This is a genomic window from Pseudomonas sp. NY15354 (assembly GCF_048068075.1).
Classification (GTDB): domain Bacteria; phylum Pseudomonadota; class Gammaproteobacteria; order Pseudomonadales; family Pseudomonadaceae; genus Aquipseudomonas; species Aquipseudomonas guariconensis_C.
Window position 1 is genome coordinate 1 of the sequence record NZ_JBLUPV010000001.1, and the last position, 19,921, is coordinate 19,921.

The 19,921-nt window shown below is 64.2% G+C and carries 18 protein-coding genes; 9 read left to right on the plus strand and 9 right to left on the minus strand.

From position 1 onward, the window contains the following. Window positions 1–161 precede the first annotated feature (161 nt). On the plus strand, window positions 162–755 hold the full coding sequence (locus ACNFCH_RS00005) for a hypothetical protein (protein WP_416742047.1): 594 nt from the start codon (window positions 162–164) through the stop codon (window positions 753–755). A gap of 123 nt (window positions 756–878) precedes the next feature. On the opposite strand, the gene ACNFCH_RS00010 is transcribed toward ACNFCH_RS00005, so the two are convergent. Next, a complete protein-coding gene (locus ACNFCH_RS00010; RefSeq protein WP_070093346.1) occupies window positions 879–1,097 on the minus strand; it encodes a hypothetical protein in 219 nt (72 codons plus the stop codon). Window positions 1,098–1,691: 594 nt separating this feature from the next. On the opposite strand from ACNFCH_RS00010, the gene ACNFCH_RS00015 reads away from it, so the two are divergent. Beyond that, window positions 1,692–1,916, plus strand: coding sequence for a hypothetical protein (locus ACNFCH_RS00015; protein ID WP_337158497.1), 225 nt, complete (start codon window positions 1,692–1,694; stop codon window positions 1,914–1,916). A 271-nt stretch (window positions 1,917–2,187) separates the two neighbouring features. Here ACNFCH_RS00015 and ACNFCH_RS00020 read toward each other — a convergent pair whose 3' ends face one another. Beyond that, the gene (locus tag ACNFCH_RS00020) at window positions 2,188–3,882 is read right to left on the minus strand and encodes a zinc-ribbon domain-containing protein (protein ID WP_416742048.1); all 1,695 of its coding nucleotides are present in this window, start codon (window positions 3,880–3,882) and stop codon (window positions 2,188–2,190) included. A gap of 209 nt (window positions 3,883–4,091) precedes the next feature. After that, a complete protein-coding gene (locus ACNFCH_RS00025; protein WP_416742050.1) occupies window positions 4,092–5,645 on the minus strand; it encodes a methylenetetrahydrofolate reductase C-terminal domain-containing protein in 1,554 nt (517 codons plus the stop codon). A 281-nt stretch (window positions 5,646–5,926) separates the two neighbouring features. On the opposite strand from ACNFCH_RS00025, the gene metE reads away from it, so the two are divergent. Further along, entirely contained in the window at window positions 5,927–8,221 is a 2,295-nt protein-coding gene (metE, locus tag ACNFCH_RS00030; protein WP_416742051.1) for a 5-methyltetrahydropteroyltriglutamate--homocysteine S-methyltransferase, read from the plus strand. Window positions 8,222–8,382: 161 nt separating this feature from the next. Continuing rightward, complete coding sequence (locus ACNFCH_RS00035; protein ID WP_337158501.1) at window positions 8,383–9,138, plus strand: hypothetical protein; 756 nt, start codon at window positions 8,383–8,385, stop codon at window positions 9,136–9,138. Between the two features lie 33 nt (window positions 9,139–9,171). On the opposite strand, the gene ACNFCH_RS00040 is transcribed toward ACNFCH_RS00035, so the two are convergent. Beyond that, entirely contained in the window at window positions 9,172–9,771 is a 600-nt protein-coding gene (locus ACNFCH_RS00040) for a TetR/AcrR family transcriptional regulator (RefSeq protein ID WP_337158502.1), read from the minus strand. Window positions 9,772–9,980: 209 nt separating this feature from the next. Then, window positions 9,981–11,159, minus strand: coding sequence for an acetyl-CoA C-acetyltransferase (locus ACNFCH_RS00045; RefSeq protein WP_416742052.1), 1,179 nt, complete (start codon window positions 11,157–11,159; stop codon window positions 9,981–9,983). Between the two features lie 218 nt (window positions 11,160–11,377). Between ACNFCH_RS00045 and ACNFCH_RS00050 the strand changes: the two genes are divergently transcribed. Both ACNFCH_RS00050 and ACNFCH_RS00055 read left to right on the plus strand, forming a co-directional pair. Then, complete coding sequence (locus ACNFCH_RS00050) at window positions 11,378–11,647, plus strand: PepSY domain-containing protein (protein WP_416742053.1); 270 nt, start codon at window positions 11,378–11,380, stop codon at window positions 11,645–11,647. Beyond that, window positions 11,647–12,174 carry a cytochrome b/b6 domain-containing protein gene (locus ACNFCH_RS00055; RefSeq protein WP_416742054.1) on the plus strand — a complete coding sequence of 176 codons (528 nt, stop codon included), beginning with the start codon at window positions 11,647–11,649 and terminating at the stop codon, window positions 12,172–12,174. The genes ACNFCH_RS00050 and ACNFCH_RS00055 overlap by 1 nt, the downstream gene beginning before the upstream one ends. A 13-nt stretch (window positions 12,175–12,187) precedes the next feature. Here the strand turns inward: ACNFCH_RS00055 and ACNFCH_RS00060 are convergent, their stop codons facing one another. The 4 genes from ACNFCH_RS00060 to ACNFCH_RS00075 are packed head-to-tail and all read right to left on the minus strand — an operon-like array spanning window position 12,188 to window position 16,356. Then, window positions 12,188–13,306 carry an agmatine deiminase family protein gene (locus ACNFCH_RS00060; RefSeq protein ID WP_416742055.1) on the minus strand — a complete coding sequence of 373 codons (1,119 nt, stop codon included), beginning with the start codon at window positions 13,304–13,306 and terminating at the stop codon, window positions 12,188–12,190. 3 nt (window positions 13,307–13,309) lie between these two features. Then, window positions 13,310–14,404, minus strand: coding sequence for an extracellular solute-binding protein (locus tag ACNFCH_RS00065; protein ID WP_416742056.1), 1,095 nt, complete (start codon window positions 14,402–14,404; stop codon window positions 13,310–13,312). 3 nt (window positions 14,405–14,407) lie between these two features. Continuing rightward, window positions 14,408–15,304 (minus strand): N-carbamoylputrescine amidase, encoded by an 897-nt coding sequence (aguB, locus tag ACNFCH_RS00070; protein ID WP_416742057.1) that lies wholly within the window; start codon window positions 15,302–15,304, stop codon window positions 14,408–14,410. Further along, a complete protein-coding gene (locus tag ACNFCH_RS00075) occupies window positions 15,301–16,356 on the minus strand; it encodes an agmatine deiminase family protein (RefSeq protein ID WP_416742058.1) in 1,056 nt (351 codons plus the stop codon). Before ACNFCH_RS00075 ends, aguB begins: the two co-directional genes overlap by 4 nt. Window positions 16,357–16,490: 134 nt before the next feature. Here ACNFCH_RS00075 and ACNFCH_RS00080 point away from each other — a divergent pair, with 134 nt between their 5' ends. The 3 genes from ACNFCH_RS00080 (at window position 16,491) to ACNFCH_RS00090 (ending at window position 19,899) form a co-directional block, all read left to right on the plus strand. Beyond that, window positions 16,491–17,351: a LysR substrate-binding domain-containing protein gene (locus ACNFCH_RS00080; RefSeq protein ID WP_337158510.1), complete on the plus strand. Its 861-nt coding sequence runs from the start codon at window positions 16,491–16,493 to the stop codon at window positions 17,349–17,351. Window positions 17,352–17,600: 249 nt separating this feature from the next. Continuing rightward, window positions 17,601–18,812 (plus strand): enoyl-ACP reductase FabV, encoded by a 1,212-nt coding sequence (fabV, locus tag ACNFCH_RS00085; RefSeq protein WP_070093331.1) that lies wholly within the window; start codon window positions 17,601–17,603, stop codon window positions 18,810–18,812. 178 nt (window positions 18,813–18,990) lie between these two features. Then, entirely contained in the window at window positions 18,991–19,899 is a 909-nt protein-coding gene (locus tag ACNFCH_RS00090) for an alpha/beta fold hydrolase (RefSeq protein ID WP_337158511.1), read from the plus strand. Window positions 19,900–19,921: the final 22 nt, after the last annotated feature.

The following is a 19,921-nucleotide window of genomic DNA, read 5'->3' on the forward strand; positions in this document are numbered from 1 at the left end:
TTCTATAACCCTAAACGCCGACACAGCAGTGCTATGCAGCTGTCTCCAGTAGAGTATGAGAAACGCTATTTCCTGAGCTTGGAGAGTGTCTAGAAAACCAGGGGCGATTCAGTATCGTACGCCCTATGGGGCATCTCTAAGGATAATGGTTTAAATACGTCATGGGTTGGATAAAAGATAAGATTGAAAATGTCACCGAAGCCGTGGATGCTTTCGCATTTATTGCAAAAAGGGCAGCTCAAAAGCCTTGGAGCAGAGTGCTGCTGATGGCAGTGGTCGGTATTTTGGTGATGGGAGGGCCGCTCTACTATGTCAATACTCTAGTGGAGGAGTATGGGAAGAGTACGGATGAGTTTCTTGCTGAAAACAACCGTTTTGACAAGGAGAATAGAGCGCAGCGTGCGCTGGACTACATTAATGTATGCATTGAGGCTGGCAAGGGCGTTGACGCCAATAAGGACTACTACTGCCAAAGCGCAATAGATGCCTACAAGGACGTCTTTTACAAGGATATGAACAAAAACGTAGAAGAAAACATCAAGCGTTCCGCTTATGGCGCGATGAAGGTGGAAGTTGCAACCAAGGTGCGTATGGCCACGCTCGAACGCATTGATCAGAAGAAGCCTGAGTTGAATGGAAAGCTTGCATTCATGCTGAGTACCCCGGGTATTGCGCTGATTTGCTTGGCCGGCGTTTTTGCCATGCTGCTCACTGCATTGGCGACCTACAATCTATCAAACCAGAATCAGGATTAATGGATTGAATTGGCGTTTAGCCAGGCTTGAAAGAAGCCCGCTTTGCGGGTCTATTACTCTGCCAAAGCAATTCGGTCGACTCCTGCCAGCCCAGCCCAGCCCAGCCCAGCCCAGCGCCGCACGTCAGGCGCAAAGCACCACCACCCCATCCTCTTCCTCATCAGGCACGTCATCCGTAACAATCACCCGCGCATGAGCACTGCGCTCATCTTCAATCCGCAACCCGAAATACCGTTCATCGTTGTCATCCCAAAACGCTTCCACCTGGGCCATGGAGGCGTTTTCGAGGAGTACCTCGGCGCTGTGTTCCAGGATGATCGAGTAGCGTGTTTCGGTATTCATTAAAAAGGGGCTCGCGACGGCGGGGTGAGGGAGGGTCGTAAAAAATGCGATGCCATTATGCCGTCTTGCTGGATTTCAGCCCTAACCACTCATCGTTTCAATGACGTTTCTGTACCCAACGGTATGGCTATCCGTCGGGTTATGGCCGGGCGGGACGGGATTTCGTAGCAATACCTTTCAGATCAAACCCCAGTCCTTGCGCGGATCGAGCCACAGGGATAAATTCCCCCGGTCGCGGCAAATTCCGCGTCCGGGTTTGGCGACCCGAACGAAAAGGCGCAATGGCGCCCAGATCACGATTGCAGGCGCTTTTTTTGTGCCCGCAGTCTCGTGTAATGGCGGCTGTGCGTGGGAGACCTTCGGGTCTGCCGAGTTCCTTTTCCTCGGTTCGCCAACCTGCGTACAGCTGCCACCCTAATCGTTTGGCGACGGTTAGCGTGGTGCTTCAAATGAAAAGGACCTCATGCATGACCATCACAAGTCTGTTCCGGATCCTCGCATCCGCTCTCCACCGCCCAACTCCTCGGGCCTCCCACCGCTTCTACCCCATCCACACCCAGGGCAACCCAACGCCAGCCCCAAGGCAGGTGCCCCATGACTGAGCACGAACGCCTCACCACCCTCCAGAGCTACGTCTGGACCCTCGAGCTGCTCGGCGAATCGCTGGTGCAGCGCGACGAGCAGCTGGAGTGCGAGCACGAACCCCAATTGAGCTTTCGCGCCACGGCGGGGATTCATCAGGCGATCAAGATCATCAGCCGGTTGGCCAGTGAGCAGTGTGGCAAGTTGCTGGGGGATGAGGAGTGCTTAGGTAGTTAGCCAGTGCTTGATTGAAGCCGCGTCTTGTTGTCAGGACGCGGCTTTTGTTTGGGCTGTGGATAAGTGGGTGGGACGGTTGGGAGCGGTGGTGTTCTCTTCGCGGGTAAACCCGCTCCCACAAGTTCTCCGGTGTTCTCACAATACCGCTGTGCCTGTGGGAACTGCGCCAGGGCTGGTATTTGCAGGGCTGAAAAGTGCCAAGGAATGCCAACGAAGGCGATTCGAGCTTGTCCGGCACCATAGAATCTCCCACAGGAGGACGTGCTGCTCATTACTGCGGGTTGGCCACTTCTGCGGCCATGCTGCGCAGCAGGCCGGCCGATAGGGCGGTGTCGGGCAGCGACAGGATGGTGTCGTAGAGCAGGACCATGCTGTTGCAGGTCGCGCTGGGCTCGTGGGTGAACTGCTCGGGGCTTGCCACGATTTCCACGGCGCGGCGGTCTTTGGCCATGACGCTCATCAGCACGCGGCGAAAGTCCTGCTCGTACACCGACAAGGGTTTGGCGTGTACGGGGTGTTTGGCCGTTTGCTCCACCACGTCGACCAGCGCTGCCAGGTCTTCGTTGGCCTGGGCTTTGGGGATCTGGTGAATCAACTCGACTTTGGGCGTGTTGTTGTCCAGGCCGAGGAAGGTGAGGCAATGGGCGGGGTTGGTCTTGCCGAAGAACTTCATTTCTTCGACTTGCGCGCGCCAGTAGCGCAGCAGGGCATGGTCGGGGGCGCGGACCAGGTAGTTGGGCACGATCGAGGTGGCGATCAGCGCTTGGATGCCGGCCTGGATCTCGACGGTCGAGCGGCCGCTCTGCACGCCGTCGACCACGATCTTTCTCAGGTGGGCGTAGTTGTCCGCGTCATGGGCTGCCAGGGCGGCGAAGACGGGCTGCTTCAACAGGGCTTGTTCGATCTGGTTGGCGTCGCGCCATTGCGTAAGGCCAGACAACCCGAAGTATCGGGAGTCGACCTGCTCGGTGATGATGTGCTGTTGCTTGAGGGTGTCCTTGTTGGGGTACCACATGTCCGTGGGGCTGGTGGTGGTGGCGCGGGTGATGAATTCAGGCGAGGCGCCGACTCGCGAAAGTGCCGTTCTGAAGCTGGCGTTCACGTCCAGATCGTCGCTGCCGGTGGCGCCATGGACCGAGGCGCTGTGAAAGCCGATCTGGCCTTTTTCACCAATGTAGCGTTCGCGACCGGCGAGGAAGGCGAGGGCGCAGGCGCTCGAACAACTGGTGCGGGTGTAGGTGATCAGTTGGCGTTGGGCGATCAGGTCGGCGAGTTTGTTGGCTTCGTAGATGCGCCCGCCGGTGCTGTTCAGGTGGATGACGCGCACCTTCGGCGAGGCATCGAGCAGGTCGCGCACGGCATCGGTGGTGCCGATGGGCAGGCCGCCAGCCACTTCGAGTTCGGTGTCGTTGCGCAGCAGGCGCAGGGCATAGGGCGGGATGTTGTCGGTGCCGCGGATCATGTCCACGCCTTCGCGCAGGATGGGGACGCCGTCGGTGATCACGCTGATCGCCATCTGGATGGCGCCCAGGCACACCAGCACCTTGGCCAGGATGGCCCAGAAGGCTTTGCCGCCGCGCGAGACGTGGGCCGAGGCCGAGCGGAACACGCCGACGAACTGCCAGACCGACACCGCCAGGATGCCCAGGTAATAGCCGACGATCAGCACGCCGTGGCCCTGGGTGCCGAGCCTTATGGCATCGCTGATGGGATCTATCGCCAGGGACAGGCCGATGATCAGCAGCGTCAGGAGAAAACCGAACAGCCAATAGGACACACCGAGTGAGTATTCGCCGCGCCAGTGTTTGGCAATGAAGTTGGATGACTGGGAGGGGCGAGGCTGTGCGCCTTGCAAGGTCGCGGCGCCGGTGTAGTGCTTGGCGATGGCCTGGCCGCATTTGAGGCAGAAGTTGGCTTCGGCCGTGTTGGTCGCGCCGCATTGGGTGCAATAGAGCGTTTCGTTCATGCCGGTCCTTGAACTGCGTTGGCGTCCTGATGGCCGGTGAGTGTAAGTGCGGTGGGCGGGCAGGGCCAGCCTGTCGCACAGTAACGCAGGCCCCGTGTAGGAGCGGGCTTGTCCCGCGATCAAGGGCGCAGCCCTTGCTATGCAGCTGCGGTAGCTGAGCCGGCCCGATCGCGGGGCAAGCCCGCTCCTACAGGGCACGGCGTTTATCGTCAGTTGTCCAGCTCGGGCACCTTGCTGGCGTGCAGGGCAGGCGCTTTGGGCTCGACCTCGGTGGCCGACTGCGGCGCAAGGCCACTGCCACAGGGCTTGGCGGTGGTGGTGGTCGCGGCGGGGGCTTGGAACCAGGTGGGCCAGGAGCTGCGGTGACGGGTGTCGGCGTCGATGCAGGGGATCAGGCGTTCGGTGAGCACCGCCGTCTGCCGCACGGCCTTGGCGGTGCGGTACTTCACGCTGTGGATGCACTCGCGGTCGCCGAACTCGCAGCGGTTGAGCGTAGTGCCGCCGCAGGGGCCGTTGGCCAGGCCTTTGGGGCAGGTTTCCGGGCAGATGTAGAGGGTGTCTTCCAGGCGGCAGGTGCCGCAGGTGTCGCACCCGACCAGGGGCCTTTTCGCACTGCGTTCCAGGCGATGGAGCACGCGGGCGCCGGTGGGGGTGTTCCACAGCGGGCGTTGCACGGCCCAGCCGAAGGCCTGGCTCAGTGGGTTGCGGCGGCTGAACAGCAATGAGTGCAGGGCGTGCAGCAGGTGATAGCGCACGGTCTCCTTGGGCGAGGCGGTGACCTGGGATTCGCCCAGCCGCCAGTTGGCGCCGGGCGGGTGGAAGGTGACATCCGGCAGGCCGGGCATCTGCCAGCAGGCGTGCCAGGCGGGCGCCCATTGCTCCAGCGAATGCAGGCGGGTTTGCCAGTGTTCGAGCGCGCGCTCCAGGGCGTCCAGCTGCTCCAGGTCGTGGATGCCGGAGAGGTGGATGCCGGCATAGCCCATCAGGCGCAGGCCGATGATCTGCAAGGCCAGGCGTTCGAGGCTGCGGGCTTGGGCGTGGGCCTTGGAGACGGCGGCTTCGGCGGCAAGCACATCGTGCATGGACGGGGTGACGACGATGCCGGCGACGTGCTCGAAGAGCTTCGCGCGCCCCAGGGTGAGGCCCATCACGCAGGCCGTGAGCGGCTTGGGGTGGGGCTGGCGACGCATCCACTGGATGGCTTCGAGGTGCTTGCTGGCGTCGTAGCCCAGTTGCAGGGCCAGAAAGTCCGCGCCGGCGGCAAGCTTCTTCTCGGCCTTGAAGTATTGGGCGCCGCCTTCTTCCTCGCGGTACTTGAACGGGTGCATGCCGGCGCCGAGCAGCCAGTCGGGGCGGGCTTGGCGAACGGTCTGCAGGGCGGCGATGGATTCGAGGTAGCGCACCGGGCGCTGGCCGGGGACATGGCCGGGCAGGCGGTCGCCGGTGAGCAGCAGGAGCTGGTCGAGGCCGGCGGCGTCCATCTGCTGCAACTGCTCCAGCAAGTGGTGGCGCTCGCGGTCCTTGCCGGAGAAGTGCAACAGCGCGGGCAGCGGTTGCTCAAGGCTTGAATAGGCGTCCAGCGGCGACATTTCGAAAGGGCTGCCGACCCGGTCGGCGATGGCCATGGTCATGGGCCAGCCGCACAGGTGCTGGCGCGCCATGAGGGCTTCGATGCTGGCGAAGCGCTCGCTGGAGGACTTGGGCACGAACTCCATGATGCAGACGAAGGTGTTGTCGTGCAGCGCGGTTTTCAGCTGGCTCATGGGCGCTCGGGTATCGGGTTGGGGCACGGTGGCATTGTGGGGCAGGTCGAGGGTTGGGTCATGTCCGGTTGCGTAGGGAAATGCGCTGAAAGAGACATTTGAGTTGGCCGTGCTGGCCCTTTCGCGGGTGAACCCGCTCCCACAGGTGCTTTGTTGCTCTCGAACCTGCGCGACGATCATGAGCAAATCTTGAGTTGATCTCAAATTTAATGAGTTTGTCTCACACAGGCTCAGCCGGGAAAATTCCCTCATTCAATTTCAAGATTTCTGAGGGATAAGACATGGCACTGGCGCACAACCTGGGCTTTCCGCGCATCGGTCGGGACCGCGAACTGAAGAAGGCCCAGGAGGCGTTCTGGAAGGGCGAGCTGGACGAAGCCGGCCTGCGAGCCGTGGGCCAGGCGCTGCGCGCCGCCCATTGGCAAGTGCAGAAGGATGCCGGGATCGAGCAGCTGCCGGTCGGTGATTTCGCCTGGTACGACCAAGTGCTGACCCACTCGCTGACCTTCGGGGTGATCCCGGCCCGCTTTGCTGGCCACGAGGGAGCCAAGCCGACCTTGAACACCCTGTTCGCCATGGCGCGTGGCGTCAGCGACCGCTGCTGTGGCGGTGGCCATGCCCAGGAAATGACCAAATGGTTCGACACCAACTACCACTACCTGGTCCCGGAGTTCACCGCTGACCAAGCGTTCGTCTTGAGCTGGGAGCAACTGTTCGAGGAAGTGGACGAGGCCAAGGCCCTGGGCCACGCGGTCAAGCCTGTGGTGATCGGCCCACTGACCTACCTGTGGCTGGGCAAGACCAAGGGTGCGGACTTCGACAAGCTGGAGCTGGTGGACCGCCTGCTGCCGCTGTACGACCAGATCTTCAACCGCCTGGCCGCCCAAGGCGTGGAGTGGGTACAGATCGACGAGCCGATCCTGGCGTTGGATCTGCCCCAGGATTGGAAGAACGCCTACGAGCGCGTCTACAACATTCTGCAACGCGCGCCGCTGAAAAAGCTCGTCGCCACCTATTTTGGTGGCTTGGAAGACAACCTGGGCCTGGCGGCCAACCTGCCGGTCGATGGCCTGCACATCGACCTGGTGCGGGCGCCGGAGCAGTTTCCGACCATCCTCGACCGCTTGCCGGCCTACAAGATCCTCTCCTTGGGCGTGGTCAACGGCCGCAATGTGTGGCGCTGCGATCTGGACAAGGCCTTGGACGTATTGCGTTACGCCGCCGAGCGCCTGGGCGATCGCCTGTGGGTGGCGCCGTCGTGCTCGCTGTTGCATAGCCCGGTGGACCTGGCCCGCGAAGATCAGCTCGATGCCGAGCTCAAGAGCTGGCTGGCCTTCGCCGTGCAGAAGTGCCAGGAGGTGGCACTGCTGACCAAGGCGATCAACACGCCTGAGGCGGATGAGGTGATCGCGGCGCTGGCCCAGAGCCGCGCGGTGCAGGCCAGCCGCGCTACGTCGCCGCGCATCCACAAGCCGGCGGTGCAGGCCCGTGTGGCAGCGATCCAGCCCAAGGACAGCCAGCGTCAGTCGTCTTTCGAGCAGCGCATCGCCAAGCAGCGGGCGGGGCTGGAGCTGCCGGCGTTTCCGACCACGACCATTGGCTCTTTCCCTCAAACGTCGGCGATCCGTCTGGCGCGTCAGGCGTTCAAGCAGGGCAAGCTGACCGAAGCCGACTACATCGAGGCCATGCAGAGTGAGATCCGCCATGCCGTACAGATCCAGGAAAACCTCGGCCTGGATGTGCTGGTGCACGGCGAGGCCGAGCGCAACGACATGGTCGAGTACTTCGCCGAGCAGCTCGAGGGCTATGCCTTCACCCGCTTCGGCTGGGTACAGAGTTATGGCTCGCGCTGCGTGAAGCCGGCGGTGATCTTCGGCGACCTGAGCCGCCCGAAGGCCATGACCGTTGGTTGGATTCAGTACGCCCAGGGCCTGACCGACAAGGTGATGAAGGGCATGCTGACGGGCCCTGTGACCATGCTGACGTGGTCTTTCCCACGGGAGGATGTGAGCCGCGAAGTCCAGGCCCGCCAGCTGGCGCTGGCGATCCGCGACGAGGTGGTGGACCTGGAGGCGGCGGGCATCAAGATCGTGCAGATCGACGAGGCCGCTTTCCGTGAAGGCCTGCCGCTGCGCCGTGGCGCCTGGCCGCACTACCTGGAGTGGGCCACCGAGGCCTTCCGCCTGTGCGCCTCGGGCGTGCGTGACGAGACGCAGATCCACACCCACATGTGCTACAGCGAGTTCAACGATGTGATCGAGTCGATCGCGGCCATGGACGCCGATGTGATCACCATCGAGACCTCGCGTTCGGACATGGAGCTGCTGGAGGCCTTCGAGCGTTTCGACTACCCGAATGAGATCGGCCCAGGTGTGTACGACATCCACTCGCCGCGCGTGCCGAGCAAGGACGACATCATCGGGTTGCTGAACAAGGCGGCCCAGCGTATCCCGGCCGAGCGTCTGTGGGTTAATCCGGACTGCGGCCTTAAGACCCGCGCCTGGCTGGAGACCGAGGCGGCGCTGGTCAACATGGTCGCTGCGGCGCGTGAGTTGCGTCGTACGGCGCTGGCCTGACTCGAGCACTGGGCTAACGCTACATCGCGATCGATGTAGCGTTTTTTTGTGCCGGTAACAGAGACGAAGTCACCCTCGACAGGGTGGTGGCACATTAGTAGCATCCATGCCCGCGATGGAGGCCCCACCGATCACGGCTTCCCCCCATGGATGATACTTCGATGCAAAAGAGCGGATACCTGTGCCTGGCGTTCATGATCGCCGTTGGCTTCCCGAGTTTTTTCCTCGATCGCGAGATGATGACCGCTTCTCTGCTCGCGATCGCGGCGTTCTCGTTTGGCTACTTCGTCTTTTATCTCATTCGCCACAAGCTCTATCACGGGATGCTCCAGGGCATCTTGCTGTCGCTGTTGGTGATCGCTTTCAGTTTCGTGCCGGTTCTGGGCTGGATCGTGCTCATTGGCTTTGTGCTCTACAACATCGCCAAGGCGGTGGAGGGGCTCAAGGTGCTGATGCCGGACGTGTTGGTCAGTGCGCTGATCTATGGGCTGCTGACGGCGCGGGTGGCGTTCGATGTGCGTGACCTGCTGGCCATCGCGGTCCTGGCGTTGATCTACCTGTGCGTGTGCGTGCAGTACTGCCGTCGCCTGCAGGGGCTGGGCACGGAGCAGGCGCTGTTCAAGATGAGCATCATGTGGCTGTCGATTCCGTTCGTGGTGCTGACCATCGTGTCCATCGTCTCGGCGCTGGGCAACCTGTTCCGCACCGTCAGCTCGACCTTCACTCGCACGGTGTTGACGCCCCAGACAGTCTCGGCGCACATGCGCGCAGGCGTTCAGGTGGCCGAGTACACCCGCAATGTGCAGGCGACCGTGACGCAAACCGTGACCCAGGTGGTGCCGGGTGCAGGTGCCACCATCGCGGGGGCCGCGGGTGGCCTGGCGGGCGATGTGAAGGATGCCAAGGGCAAGGTGTGAAAACCTGATTTGTGGGGGCGCTGCCCCCAATGCCTACGTGGCGCTCGCCGCTACCTCTGGGCGTAACCCACGCAACACGATCCGCATCACGGTGCTCTCTGACGATCCGCGCGGTTGCGTCAGCCCTGGCTGATCGGCCACCAAAATGTGCGCCATCGGCATCGCCCACAAAAACAGCAGCAGGTGTTCCGGAGCGGTGCGGGTGATCAGCCCTTTGTCCATCCAGGCCGTGAGGCAGTGCAGGTTCTGGCGGGCGGTGTCGCGCAGGGTCTCGGCGCGTCGCCCCGAGACGTGGTGGGCGCCGTGCAGCATCTCCCGCACCAGCGCCTTGCAGGCGTGCGGGTACTGCCTGACGACCCTCATCTTCACGCGGATGTAGCGCTGCAACGCCTGCTCGGGCAAGGCCTGCGGGTCGAGGCTGCGCGCCGCACGCAGGATCGGCTCCATGACGCTGTCGAGCACGCAGGCATAGAGGTCGCGTTTGTTTTCGAAGTAGTAGTAGAGGTTGGCCTTCGGCAGGCCGGCGCGGGCGGCGATGTCTTCGACCTTGGAGGCCTCGAACCCCTTGCTGGCGAATTCAGCGGCGGCGGCCTCGACGATGAGGCGGCGGTTACGCTCGCGAATGTTGGACATTGGGGCATCGCAGGAACGGATAACGGATAGGCATGGCTACGGCATACGGGAAAGCGGGTGCCGCTACAGTGCCATAGCGCTATTGGAAAAGTATATAGCGCTGTGGCGGTCGGGGCTGCTTTGCAGCCCATCGCAGACTTCGCCAGCGCCTAAATAGGTACAGCGCGATTAGGCGCAGACGAAGCCTGCAGCGGCTTTTGGGCTGCGGATCAGCGCTCGATCGCCAGCGACACGCCTTGGCCGCCGCCGATGCACAGCGTCGCCAGGCCTTTCTTGGCGTCACGCTTGATCATTTCGTGCAGCAGGGTCACCAGCACGCGGCAGCCCGAGGCGCCAATGGGGTGGCCCAGGGCGATGGCACCGCCGTTGACGTTGACGCGCTCGGCGTTCCATTCCAGTGCCTTGCCCACGGCCAGGGCCTGGGCGGCGAAGGCTTCGTTGGCCTCGATCAGGTCCAGCTCGCCCAACTGCCAGCCGGCTTTGTCCAGGCAGCGCTGGGTGGCCGACACCGGGCCGATGCCCATGATCGCCGGGTCCACGCCTGCACTGGCGTAGGCGCTGATCTTCGCCAGCACCGGCAGGCCCAGGGCCTTGGCCTTGGTCGCGCTCATCAGCAGCACGGCGGCGGCGCCGTCGTTGAGGCTGGAGGCGTTGCCGGCGGTGACGCTGCCGTCTTTCTTGAAGGCCGGGCGCAGTTTGCCCAGGGCTTCGGCGCTGGTGCCGGGGCGGGGTTGCTCATCGGTGTCGAACACCAGCGGCTCGCCCTTTTTCTGTGGCAGGACGATCGGAGTGATCTCGTCCTTGAAGCGGCCCGCCTCGATGGCGGCCACCGCCTTGCGCTGGGACTCGGCGGCAAAGGCGTCCTGCTGCTCACGGGTGAGGCTGTATTTTTCCACCAGGTTCTCGGCGGTGATGCCCATGTGGTAGTCGTTGAAGGCATCCCACAGGCCGTCGGTAATCATGGTGTCGACCAGTTGGCCGTGGCCCATGCGCTGGCCGGTACGGGCCGAGGGCAGCACGTAGGGCGAGAGGCTCATGTTCTCCTGACCGCCCGCGATCACCACCTCGGCATCGCCGCAGCGGATGGCCTGGGCGGCCAGGTGCAGGGCCTTGAGACCCGAGCCGCAGACCTTGTTCAGGGTCAGGGCGGGCACGCTGTAGGGCAGGCCGGCCTTGATCGCGGCCTGGCGCGCCGGGTTCTGGCCGGCGCCGGCGGTCAGTACCTGGCCGAGGATCACTTCGTCGACCTGGGCCGGGTCCAGTTGGGTCTGCTCCAGCAGGCGCTTGATGACGGCGGCGCCCAGGTCCACGGCAGGCACATTGGCCAAGCCACCTTGGAAGCTGCCGATGGCGGTACGGGTGGCGGCGACGATGACCACGTCGTTCATCTTGTTGTTCTCCGTGCAAGGGGTGGACGCCGGCTCGGCGTATTACCGGCAGCATCGGCGGGTTTGGTTCATTTGTTAAGTTTGTTTTTCTTTTGCATTGATCTGAAATTCAAATCAATGCGGTCGCTTATAGGGCGGCTGCACGCCGCCGGCACTAAGCTTGGCTTCAGCTTCGCGTCGCACACTGCGGCTTCCAATCACAAACGGAGCTTCCCGTCATGCGCAATATCCTGATCGCCACTGCCTTGGTCCTCGCCAGTGCCAGCGCTTTCGCCGAACCCCAATGCACCACCGCCGAGCGCAGCACCTGGCAAGATGCCGACCAGTTCCAGGCCCAGCTCAAGGAGCAGGGTTATCGCATCAACAAGTTCAAGATCACCAAGGGCAACTGCTACGAGATCTACGGGCTCGACAAGGACGGACGCAAGGTCGAGATCTACCACGACCCGGTGAGCGGCAAGGCGGTCAAGAGCGAGATCCATGACTGATGGCCAGCGTGCGGCTCTGGGACCCGTTACTCAGGTGCTGCCACTGGTCGCTGGTGTTCGTGTTCTTTGCCAACTCGTTCTTCAACGAGGAGGGTGACGACTGGCACCAGTGGTTGGGCTACTACGCGTTCGGTGTGGTGATCGTGCGCCTGGTGTGGGGGTTCGTCGGGCCGCGCAGTGCGCGCTGGGCGGACTTCTGGCCGACCCCGACGCGCCTTGCGACCCATGCCCGGGCCTTGTGGCGGGGTGAGCATTACCACCGCATGGGCCACACGCCGATCGGCGGGTTGGTGATGGTGCTGATGCTCACCTGCGTCGTCGGGCTGGGCGTGACCGGCTGGTTGTCCCAGGAGGTGGACGCCCTGTGGGGCGTCGATTGGCCCAACGATGTGCACAGCTTCCTGGCCAACGCGCTGCTGGCGCTGGTCTGCGTGCACCTGCTCGCGGCTTTGGTCGAGAGCGTGCGCCTGAAGGAGAACCTGCCCCTGTCGATGCTCACCGGGCGACGGCGCGCCTCCAAGGACTGAAGGCGCGGGTCGCTCACACGGCCGGGCAGTGGCTGGTCACGCAATGGATGCCGCCGCCCCCGGCGGCGATGGCATCGATGTTCAACTGCACCACGTCACGGCCCGGGTACAACCGGGCCAGCAGTGCGCGTGCCTTTTCGTCGGCGTCGCGATCGCCGAACTGCGGCGCGATGACCGCCCCGTTGAGGACGACGTAATTGATGTAGCCGGCGGCAAAATCCGGATTGCCCTGGCTGAACTTGCTGCGCCGTGGCGACAGCGGCGGTGACATCGTGTGTACCTGCAGCGGGCGGCCATCGGCGTCGGTGGCCTTGCGCAGAATCTCCAGGTGTTTGCGCGTCACCGCGTAGTCGTACGACTGCGGGTCGTTGTCCAGGTTGGCCACTACCACGCCAGGGCGCACGAAGCGGGCATAGAAGTCCACGTGGGCATCGGTGATGTCTTTGCCGGCGATGCCGGGCAGCCAGATGATCTTGCGCAGGCCCAGGCGCGCCTTGAGCTCCTCCTCGACCTCGGCCAGTTTCCAGCCCGGATTGCGGTTGGCATTGACCCAGCAGCTCTGGGTCATGATCCCGGTGCCGTGGCCGTCCACTTCGATGCCGCCGCCTTCCCCGACCAGCTCGCTGCGTTGCAAAGGTACGCCGGCAAGCTTCGCCACCAGGGCCGCCAGCTGGGTGTCCTTGCGGTGGCGCTGCTTGTTGCCCCAACCGTTGAAGTTGAATCCCACCGCACCCAGGGCTGCGCTGTCATCGACCACGAAATTGGCGCTGATGTCGCGCATCCAGATGTCGTCCAGCTCGGTGGTGACGAAGGTGGTGTTGGTGCTGGCGCAGTGTTTTTCGGCCAGCGCACGCTCGCTGGCGCGACAGAACACCGTGACCGGCTGGTAGCCGGCGATGGCCTGGGCGATGCGGCCGAGCGCGGCTTGCACGTCCGAGGTGAAGTCTTCCCAGATCGCGTCCTGGGCACCGAAGGCCAGGTAGGTGCGTTGCTGGGGTTCGCCTTCGTCGGGCATGAACCAGCGATCGGTCTCGCTGGCCCGGGCGCTGCCCAAAGGCAGCCCAAGGCTGGCGGCAGCGCCGATGCCTGCGGCGATCGACAGTTGCTGGAGGAAGGTGCGGCGAGTGGGCATGGGTCAGTCCTGTGCGGTCTTGAAGCGGGTCCAGACGCGCATGCGCGCACGCATGTCGGCCTGGGGGATGTCCTTGCCGGGGATCAACCGGGCGTAGGTGGCTTCATCGAGGTAGATGTCCGGATTGTCCCGCAGGCGCGCGTCCACCTGCGGGCGTGCCTTGGCGCTGGCGGTGGGGTAGCCGGTGGCGTTGCTGATCGCGGCCATGTTTTCCGGGCGCATCACGAAGTTGATGAAACGATAGGCGTAATCGGGGTGGCGCGCGTCGGCGGGGATCGCCATGGTGTCCATCCAGATCGTGGTGCCTTCACGCGGAACGCGGTACTGGAAGTCGATGGACTTGCCGGCCGCCTCGGTGGCGCGCTGGGCCTGGATCACGTCACCGCTGTAGCCCAGCGACAGGCAGATGTTTTCGTTGACCAGCTCCGTCACCGGTTGCGATTGCAGTTTGCGCACGTAGGGGCGGATGTTCTTGAGCAGTTCGCTGGCGGCGGCCAGGTCCTCGCGCTTGGCGCTGCGCGGTTCGCGGCCCAGGTAGTGGAGCACCACGGCGAGCACTTCATCGGGCGAGTCGATCATCGAGATGCCGCAGTCGGCGAACTTGGCAGCCAGCTCCGGTTTGAACAGCAAGTCCAGGCTGTCCAGCGGCGCGTCGGGCATGCGCTCGCGGATCTTCTGCACATTGGCCGTCAGGCCGATGGTGCCCGAGGTATAGGGCACGGTGGCCTGGCTGGCCTTGGGGTACTGGGCGTGCAGCTTGCGCAGGCCCGGGTCGATGTCGTCCAGCGCGGTCAGTTTGGACGGGTCCAGCGGTTGCAGGCTGCCGGCGCGCATCAGCCGTTCGGCCACGGTGTCCCCGGGGAACACCAAGTCGTAGCCGCTGCGCCCGGACATCAGCTTGGCTTCGAGCACCTCGCTGCCGTCCATGACGTCGTAGATCACCGGGATGCCGGTTTCGGCGGTGAAGCGCTTGAGGGTGTCCTCGGCAAAATAGTCAGCCCAGTTGTACAGGCGCAGGGGCTCCTGCTCGGCCTGGGCGAGGCTGGCGCCGCTCGCCAGGGCGAGAACAGCGAGCCATTGGAATGGACGGCGTGGCATGGGTCAGGCTCCCGTGGGTTGAGGTGTGCGGCCGTCGAGGGTCATCAGCGGCGCGTACAGATCGGGGCGGCGATCGCGGTAGATGCCCCAGCTCAGGCGATCCTCGCGCATTTGCGCCAGGTCCAGGTCATGCAGCCAGACGCCGCTGCTGTGGCGGTCGGCCTCGGCGAGCAGGGCGCCTTTGTGGTCGCAGATGAACGACGAGCCGTAGAAGCGCATCGACAGGGTGTCGTCACTGCCCGCCACTTCTTGGCCGACCCGGTTGGCGGCCACCACCGGCACCAGGTTGGCCGCGGCATGGCCGCGCATGGCGGTCTGCCAGTGGTCGCGGGAGTCGAGTTCGGCGGCGCCGGGTTCGGAGCCGATGGCGGTCGGGAACAACAGCACCTCGGCGCCCATCAGCGCCAGGCAGCGCGCGGTCTCGGGAAACCACTGGTCCCAGCAGATGCCGATTCCCAGGCGGCCGAAGGCGGTGTCCCAGACCTTGAAGCCGGTGTCGCCGGGGCTGAAGTACTCCTTCTCCTGGTAACCGATGGCGTTGGGGATATGGCTCTTGCGGTAGACGCCCAGCAAGCGGCCGTCGGCGTCGGCCACGGTCAGCGAGTTGAAGAACGCATTGCCGGCGCGTTCGTACCAGCTCAGCGGCAGCACCACGCCAAGCTCCTGCGCCAGGGCCGCGAAGCGTCGCAGCAGCGGGCTGTCGTGGTAGTCCTCGGCCAGCGCCTGGTGGTGATGGCACTGTTCGATGCAGAAATACGGCGTGGCGAACAGCTCCTGCAACAGGATCACCTGGGCGCCTTGGGCGGCGGCCTGGCGCACCAGTTGCTCGGCGCGGTCGAGGTTGCCGGGCAGGTTCCAGTCACAGGCCATCTGCGTGGTGGCGATGCGCAAGCCGCTCATGGACGTGCCTCCTGCAGGGGCCAGGCAGGCTGTTGCTGGGTGATGCAGTGGATGCCGCCGCCACCATGGGCGATGTGGTCGATACGCACCGGGACGATCTCCCGCTCAGGGAAGGCCAGGGCCAGCTGGCGCGCTGCGGCCTGGTCGGCGTCGATGCCGTAGGCGGGCATGATCACCGCGCCGTTGGCCAGGTAGAAGTTGGTGTAGGAGGCGCAGAACACCTCGGCGCTCGGGTCGACGGCGGCACTGGCTTCGTACAGGTCGAGCAACTCGAAATGGCGGCCTTGGGCGTCGGTGGCGAGCGCCAGGGCTCGGCGGTTCTCCCGGGCGACCTCGGCGTACACCGAGTCGTGGTCGTGGGTGGCGTCCACCAGCAGCACGCCTGGGCGGGCGAAGGCGCAGACGCCATCGACATGGCCGTCGGTCATGTCGCCGGTGACGTACTGCGGGTCGCCCGGCAGCCAGAGGGTCTTGTGGATGCCCAGCAGGCGGGCGAAGACCTCTTCGAAGTCCGCTTTGCTCAGGCCTGGGTTGCGGTTGGGGTTGAGCAGCACCGACTCGGTGGTGATCAAGGTGCCCTGGCCGTCCACATGAATGGCGCCGCCTTCGTTGCACAATGGCGTGCTGAAGCCTTGCAGGCCCAGGTGATCGAGCATGCGCCGGGCCAGGCTGCGGTCCAGGCCATGCTCGGACTTGCCGCCCCAGGCATTGAAGCGCCAGCTCAAGCCCGCGACTCCCAGTTGCGGATGGACGAGGAAGCTCGGGCCGCTGTCACGGCACCAGCTGTCGTCCACCGCCAGCTCGATCAGTTCGATACCGGCGCCGCACAGGGCCCGGGCGCTGTCCACGGCGGACGGGTCGACCACCATTTTCACGGGCTCGAAGCGGGCAATGGCCGTGGCCACCCGGGCATAGTCGCGCTGCACGTCGGCCAGGGTCACGCCCCAGCTGGTTTCCCACAGTGCTTGGTTGTGCGGCCAGATCATCCAGGTGGCGGCGTGGCGGGCCCATTCGGCAGGCATACGCCAGCCGCTGTCGTGGGACAGGTGCATAGTGAACTCCGATCTATTAGGGATTTTTATCAACGAAGCCCGCCGTCGCGGGTGTCGATGTCCATGCTATGGCTATGAAGCAGCGGCGACAAACGATAGATTTAGCGTATTTCTGATCAGTCAGGCTTATCAGCATGCTCAAGCATTGGCCCCCGCTCAACGCCCTGCGCGGCTTCGAAGCCGCTGCCCGGTTGGGCAGCTTCCACAAGGCCGCCGAGGCCTTGAACCTCACCCAGTCGGCGATCAGCCAGCAGATCCGCAGTCTGGAGAGCTACCTGGAGCAGCCGTTGTTTCATCGCAATGGCCGCAGCGTCAGCCTGACCGATGCCGGGCATGATCTGCTCAGCACCACCCAGGCGATGTTGCAGCAATTGGCGGTGGGCATCCGGCGCCTGGACCAATACCGCAAGCCCAACCAGTTGGTGGTCAACACCACGCCGGCCTTTGCCCGCCATTGGTTGCTGCCGCGCCTGGGGGACTTTCACCAGCGTTGCCCGGATGTCGACCTGTGGCTGTTCACCAGCTTCGAGGCCCCGGACATGACCACCCAGACCATCGACCTGGCCGTGCGCGACGACCTCAGCGCCCAGGCCGAATGCAGCTTCAGCGTGCTGCACCAGGACGAACTCTATCCGGCCTGCCATCCCTCGTTGCTGGCGACCCCGGCGGCCCGGCGCACCACCTTGCACGGTGAGCGCGAAATGGACTGGAGCCATTGGCAGTTGGAGGGCGGCGAGGATGTCGGGCAGCAGGGCAAGGGGCTGAATTTTTCCGACCCGGGTTTGTTGCTGGAGGCGGCGGGCGAGGGGCTGGGAGTTGCCCTGGTCAGCCAGTTGCTGGCGCAGCGGGCGGTGGGTGAGGGGCGCTTGCAGGCGTTGTCTTCGCAGCGGGTGCGGGGGCCTGCGTGGGCGTGCCTGGTGCATCGGGACAGCCAGGATGACCCGCTGGCCCGGCAGTTTCTGGAGTGGTTGAAAGCGGCGCTATCGATAGGTTGAAGTCGTCTGTACCGGCCCTTCGCGGGTAAACCCGCCCACAGGGACCGCGCAGGTCTTGAGTGCTGCGCAATACCTTGGGAGCGGGTTTACCCGCGAAAGGGGCCGGCACAGGCCAACCGCTGTTTTGAATCCCCCGGTTCAGCCCGTAATATGTGTCGGATAACCTGCGGGGGTAGTCTCACCCTCTGATCAAACGGAACCGTCCCCTGCGGCGCGCTTCCTCGGCACAAACCTGAAGAGGTACAGACATTGGCCATCATTCATCCTAAGGTTCGCGGTTTCATCTGCACCACGACTCACCCGAAGGGCTGCGAGCTCAACGTCCGTGACCAGATCGAAGCCACCCGCAAGCTGGGCGTGCGCGAGGATGGTCCGAAGAAGGTCTTGGTCATCGGCGCATCCAGCGGCTACGGCCTGGCGGCGCGCATCACCGCAGCCTTCGGCTTCAAGGCCGACACCCTGGGCGTGTTCTTCGAAAAGCCGGGCACCGAGACCAAGGCCGGTACTGCGGGTTGGTACAACGCCGCTGCCTTCGACAAGTTCGCCAAAGAAGCTGGCCTGTACAGCAAGTCGATCAACGGTGACGCCTTCTCCGACGAAGCCCGCGCCAAGGTCATCGAGCTGATCAAGAACGAAATGGGCGGCAAGGTCGACCTGGTCGTCTACTCCCTGGCCTCGCCAGTGCGCAAGCTGCCGCAGACCGGAGAACTGGTGCGCTCGGCGCTCAAGCCGATCGGCCAGCCGTACAAGTCGACTGCCATCGACACCAACAAGGACACCATCATCGAGGCCAGCATCGAGCCGGCCACCGAGCAGGAAATCGCCGACACCGTCACCGTCATGGGTGGTCAGGACTGGCAGCTGTGGATCGACGCCCTGAGCCAAGCCGACGTGCTGGCCGAAGGCGCACGTACCGTGGCCTTCAGCTACATCGGCACTGAAATCACCTGGCCGATCTACTGGCACGGCGCCCTGGGCCAGGCCAAGCAGGACCTGGACGAAACCGCCCTGCGCCTGGACAAGAAGCTGGCCGGTGAAATCAAAGGCGGCGCCAACGTGGCCGTGCTCAAGTCCGTCGTCACCCAGGCCAGCTCGGCCATTCCGGTGATGCCGCTGTACCTGTCGATGGTCTTCAAGATCATGCAGGAGAAGGGCGTTCACGAAGGCACCCAGGACCAGCTGGACCGCATGTTCCGCGACCGCATGTACCGCGCCGACGGCGCCGCCATGCCGGTGGACGAAAAGGCCCGCCTGCGCCTGGACGACTGGGAACTGCGCGACGACGTACAGGACGCCTGCAAGGCCCTGTGGCCGCAGGTGACCACCGAGAACCTGTTCCAGCTGACCGACTACGCCGGTTACAAGAAGCAGTTCCTCAACCTGTTCGGCTTCGAGCGCGCTGACGTCAACTACGACGAAGACGTCGCCACCGATGTGAAGTTCGACTGCGTCGAGCTGTAAGCGTATGGGGCCGCTTTGCGGCCCTTTCGCGGCACAAGGCCGCTCCTACAGGTTCATCGCATTGCTTGATGCTGCGGTGAATCTGTAAGAGCGGCCTTGTGCCGTGATCGGCGGGCAAAGCCCTCCCACAGCCTTTCTGTTTTTGCTAGCGTTGGCGCACCACAGCAGGGAGCGCGTCATGAGCAGCCTGACCCAGCCCGCCACCGCCTTTCGCCATACCACCGCCGACGGCTACAGCCTCGGAGGCTTTCTCTGGCGCCACGCTACCCCCGACTCCCAGCGTCCGCTGGTGATCATCAACGCCGCCACCTCGGTGCGCTGCCGCTACTACTCGCGTTTTGCCGACTACCTGTTCGCCCAAGGCTTCGACGTGCTGACCTACGACTACCGGGGTATCGGCGAGTCGCGGCCGGCGTCGCTGCGTGGCTTCAAGGCGTCATGGAGCGACTGGGGGCAGCTGGACTTCGAGGCGATGCTGCAACTGGCCGCCGAGCGCTTCGCGGGCCAGCCGGTAAATGTGGTGGGGCACAGCTTCGGCGGTTGCGCGGTGGGGCTGGCGCCGTCTGGCGCAGTGGTGCGGCGGGTGGTGATGGTGGGCGCGCAGTTTGCCTATTGGCGGGACTACTCGGCGAGCGAGCGCTGGCGACTGGTGGGCAAATGGCATGTGGTGATGCCGTTGCTGACCCGCCTGTGTGGGTATTTCCCCGGCAAGCGCTTGGGCTGGATGGAGGACACGCCGGCGGGTGTGGTGCACGACTGGACCACCCGCACGCCGCGCTACGAGCACCGCCCGAGCGGGCGGACGCTGACGCAATTGCCGTTTGCCCAGGTGCGGGCGGCGACCTTGGCGATCAGCCTCACGGATGACCCGTTCGGGACAGTGGCGGCGACCGAGCGGTTACTGGGATACCTTCAGCACGCCGAGCGGCGACACCTGCGGCTGGCGCCTGGGGATATCTCGGTGGCGCAGGTCGGGCATTTCGCGTTCTTCCATGACCGGTTCCGCGAGACCTTGTGGCCGATTGCCTTGGCCTGGTTGCAGCAGGGCGGGTTGCCTCAGGCGGTGCCGGGACGGCTCATCAGCTGAGGTTGCCTGCGCCGGCCTGTTC

Bases quoted from the DNA above. Each gene is read 5' to 3' on its own strand.
- ACNFCH_RS00010 (WP_070093346.1), bottom strand. From the start codon at position 1,097: ATGAATACCGAAACACGCTACTCGATCATCCTGGAACACAGCGCCGAG.
- ACNFCH_RS00055 (WP_416742054.1), top strand. From the start codon at position 11,647: ATGGCCAGCGTGCGGCTCTGGGACCCGTTACTCAGGTGCTGCCACTGG.
- ACNFCH_RS00090 (WP_337158511.1), top strand. From the start codon at position 18,991: ATGAGCAGCCTGACCCAGCCCGCCACCGCCTTTCGCCATACCACCGCC.
- ACNFCH_RS00025 (WP_416742050.1), bottom strand. From the start codon at position 5,645: ATGAGCCAGCTGAAAACCGCGCTGCACGACAACACCTTCGTCTGCATC.
- ACNFCH_RS00065 (WP_416742056.1), bottom strand. From the start codon at position 14,404: ATGCCACGCCGTCCATTCCAATGGCTCGCTGTTCTCGCCCTGGCGAGC.
- ACNFCH_RS00080 (WP_337158510.1), top strand. From the start codon at position 16,491: ATGCTCAAGCATTGGCCCCCGCTCAACGCCCTGCGCGGCTTCGAAGCC.
- ACNFCH_RS00075 (WP_416742058.1), bottom strand. From the start codon at position 16,356: ATGCACCTGTCCCACGACAGCGGCTGGCGTATGCCTGCCGAATGGGCC.
- ACNFCH_RS00060 (WP_416742055.1), bottom strand. From the start codon at position 13,306: ATGCCCACTCGCCGCACCTTCCTCCAGCAACTGTCGATCGCCGCAGGC.
- ACNFCH_RS00040 (WP_337158502.1), bottom strand. From the start codon at position 9,771: ATGTCCAACATTCGCGAGCGTAACCGCCGCCTCATCGTCGAGGCCGCC.
- ACNFCH_RS00005 (WP_416742047.1), top strand. From the start codon at position 162: ATGGGTTGGATAAAAGATAAGATTGAAAATGTCACCGAAGCCGTGGAT.
- aguB (WP_416742057.1), bottom strand. From the start codon at position 15,304: ATGAGCGGCTTGCGCATCGCCACCACGCAGATGGCCTGTGACTGGAAC.
- ACNFCH_RS00020 (WP_416742048.1), bottom strand. From the start codon at position 3,882: ATGAACGAAACGCTCTATTGCACCCAATGCGGCGCGACCAACACGGCC.
- ACNFCH_RS00035 (WP_337158501.1), top strand. From the start codon at position 8,383: ATGCAAAAGAGCGGATACCTGTGCCTGGCGTTCATGATCGCCGTTGGC.
- ACNFCH_RS00045 (WP_416742052.1), bottom strand. From the start codon at position 11,159: ATGAACGACGTGGTCATCGTCGCCGCCACCCGTACCGCCATCGGCAGC.
- ACNFCH_RS00015 (WP_337158497.1), top strand. From the start codon at position 1,692: ATGACTGAGCACGAACGCCTCACCACCCTCCAGAGCTACGTCTGGACC.
- metE (WP_416742051.1), top strand. From the start codon at position 5,927: ATGGCACTGGCGCACAACCTGGGCTTTCCGCGCATCGGTCGGGACCGC.
- ACNFCH_RS00050 (WP_416742053.1), top strand. From the start codon at position 11,378: ATGCGCAATATCCTGATCGCCACTGCCTTGGTCCTCGCCAGTGCCAGC.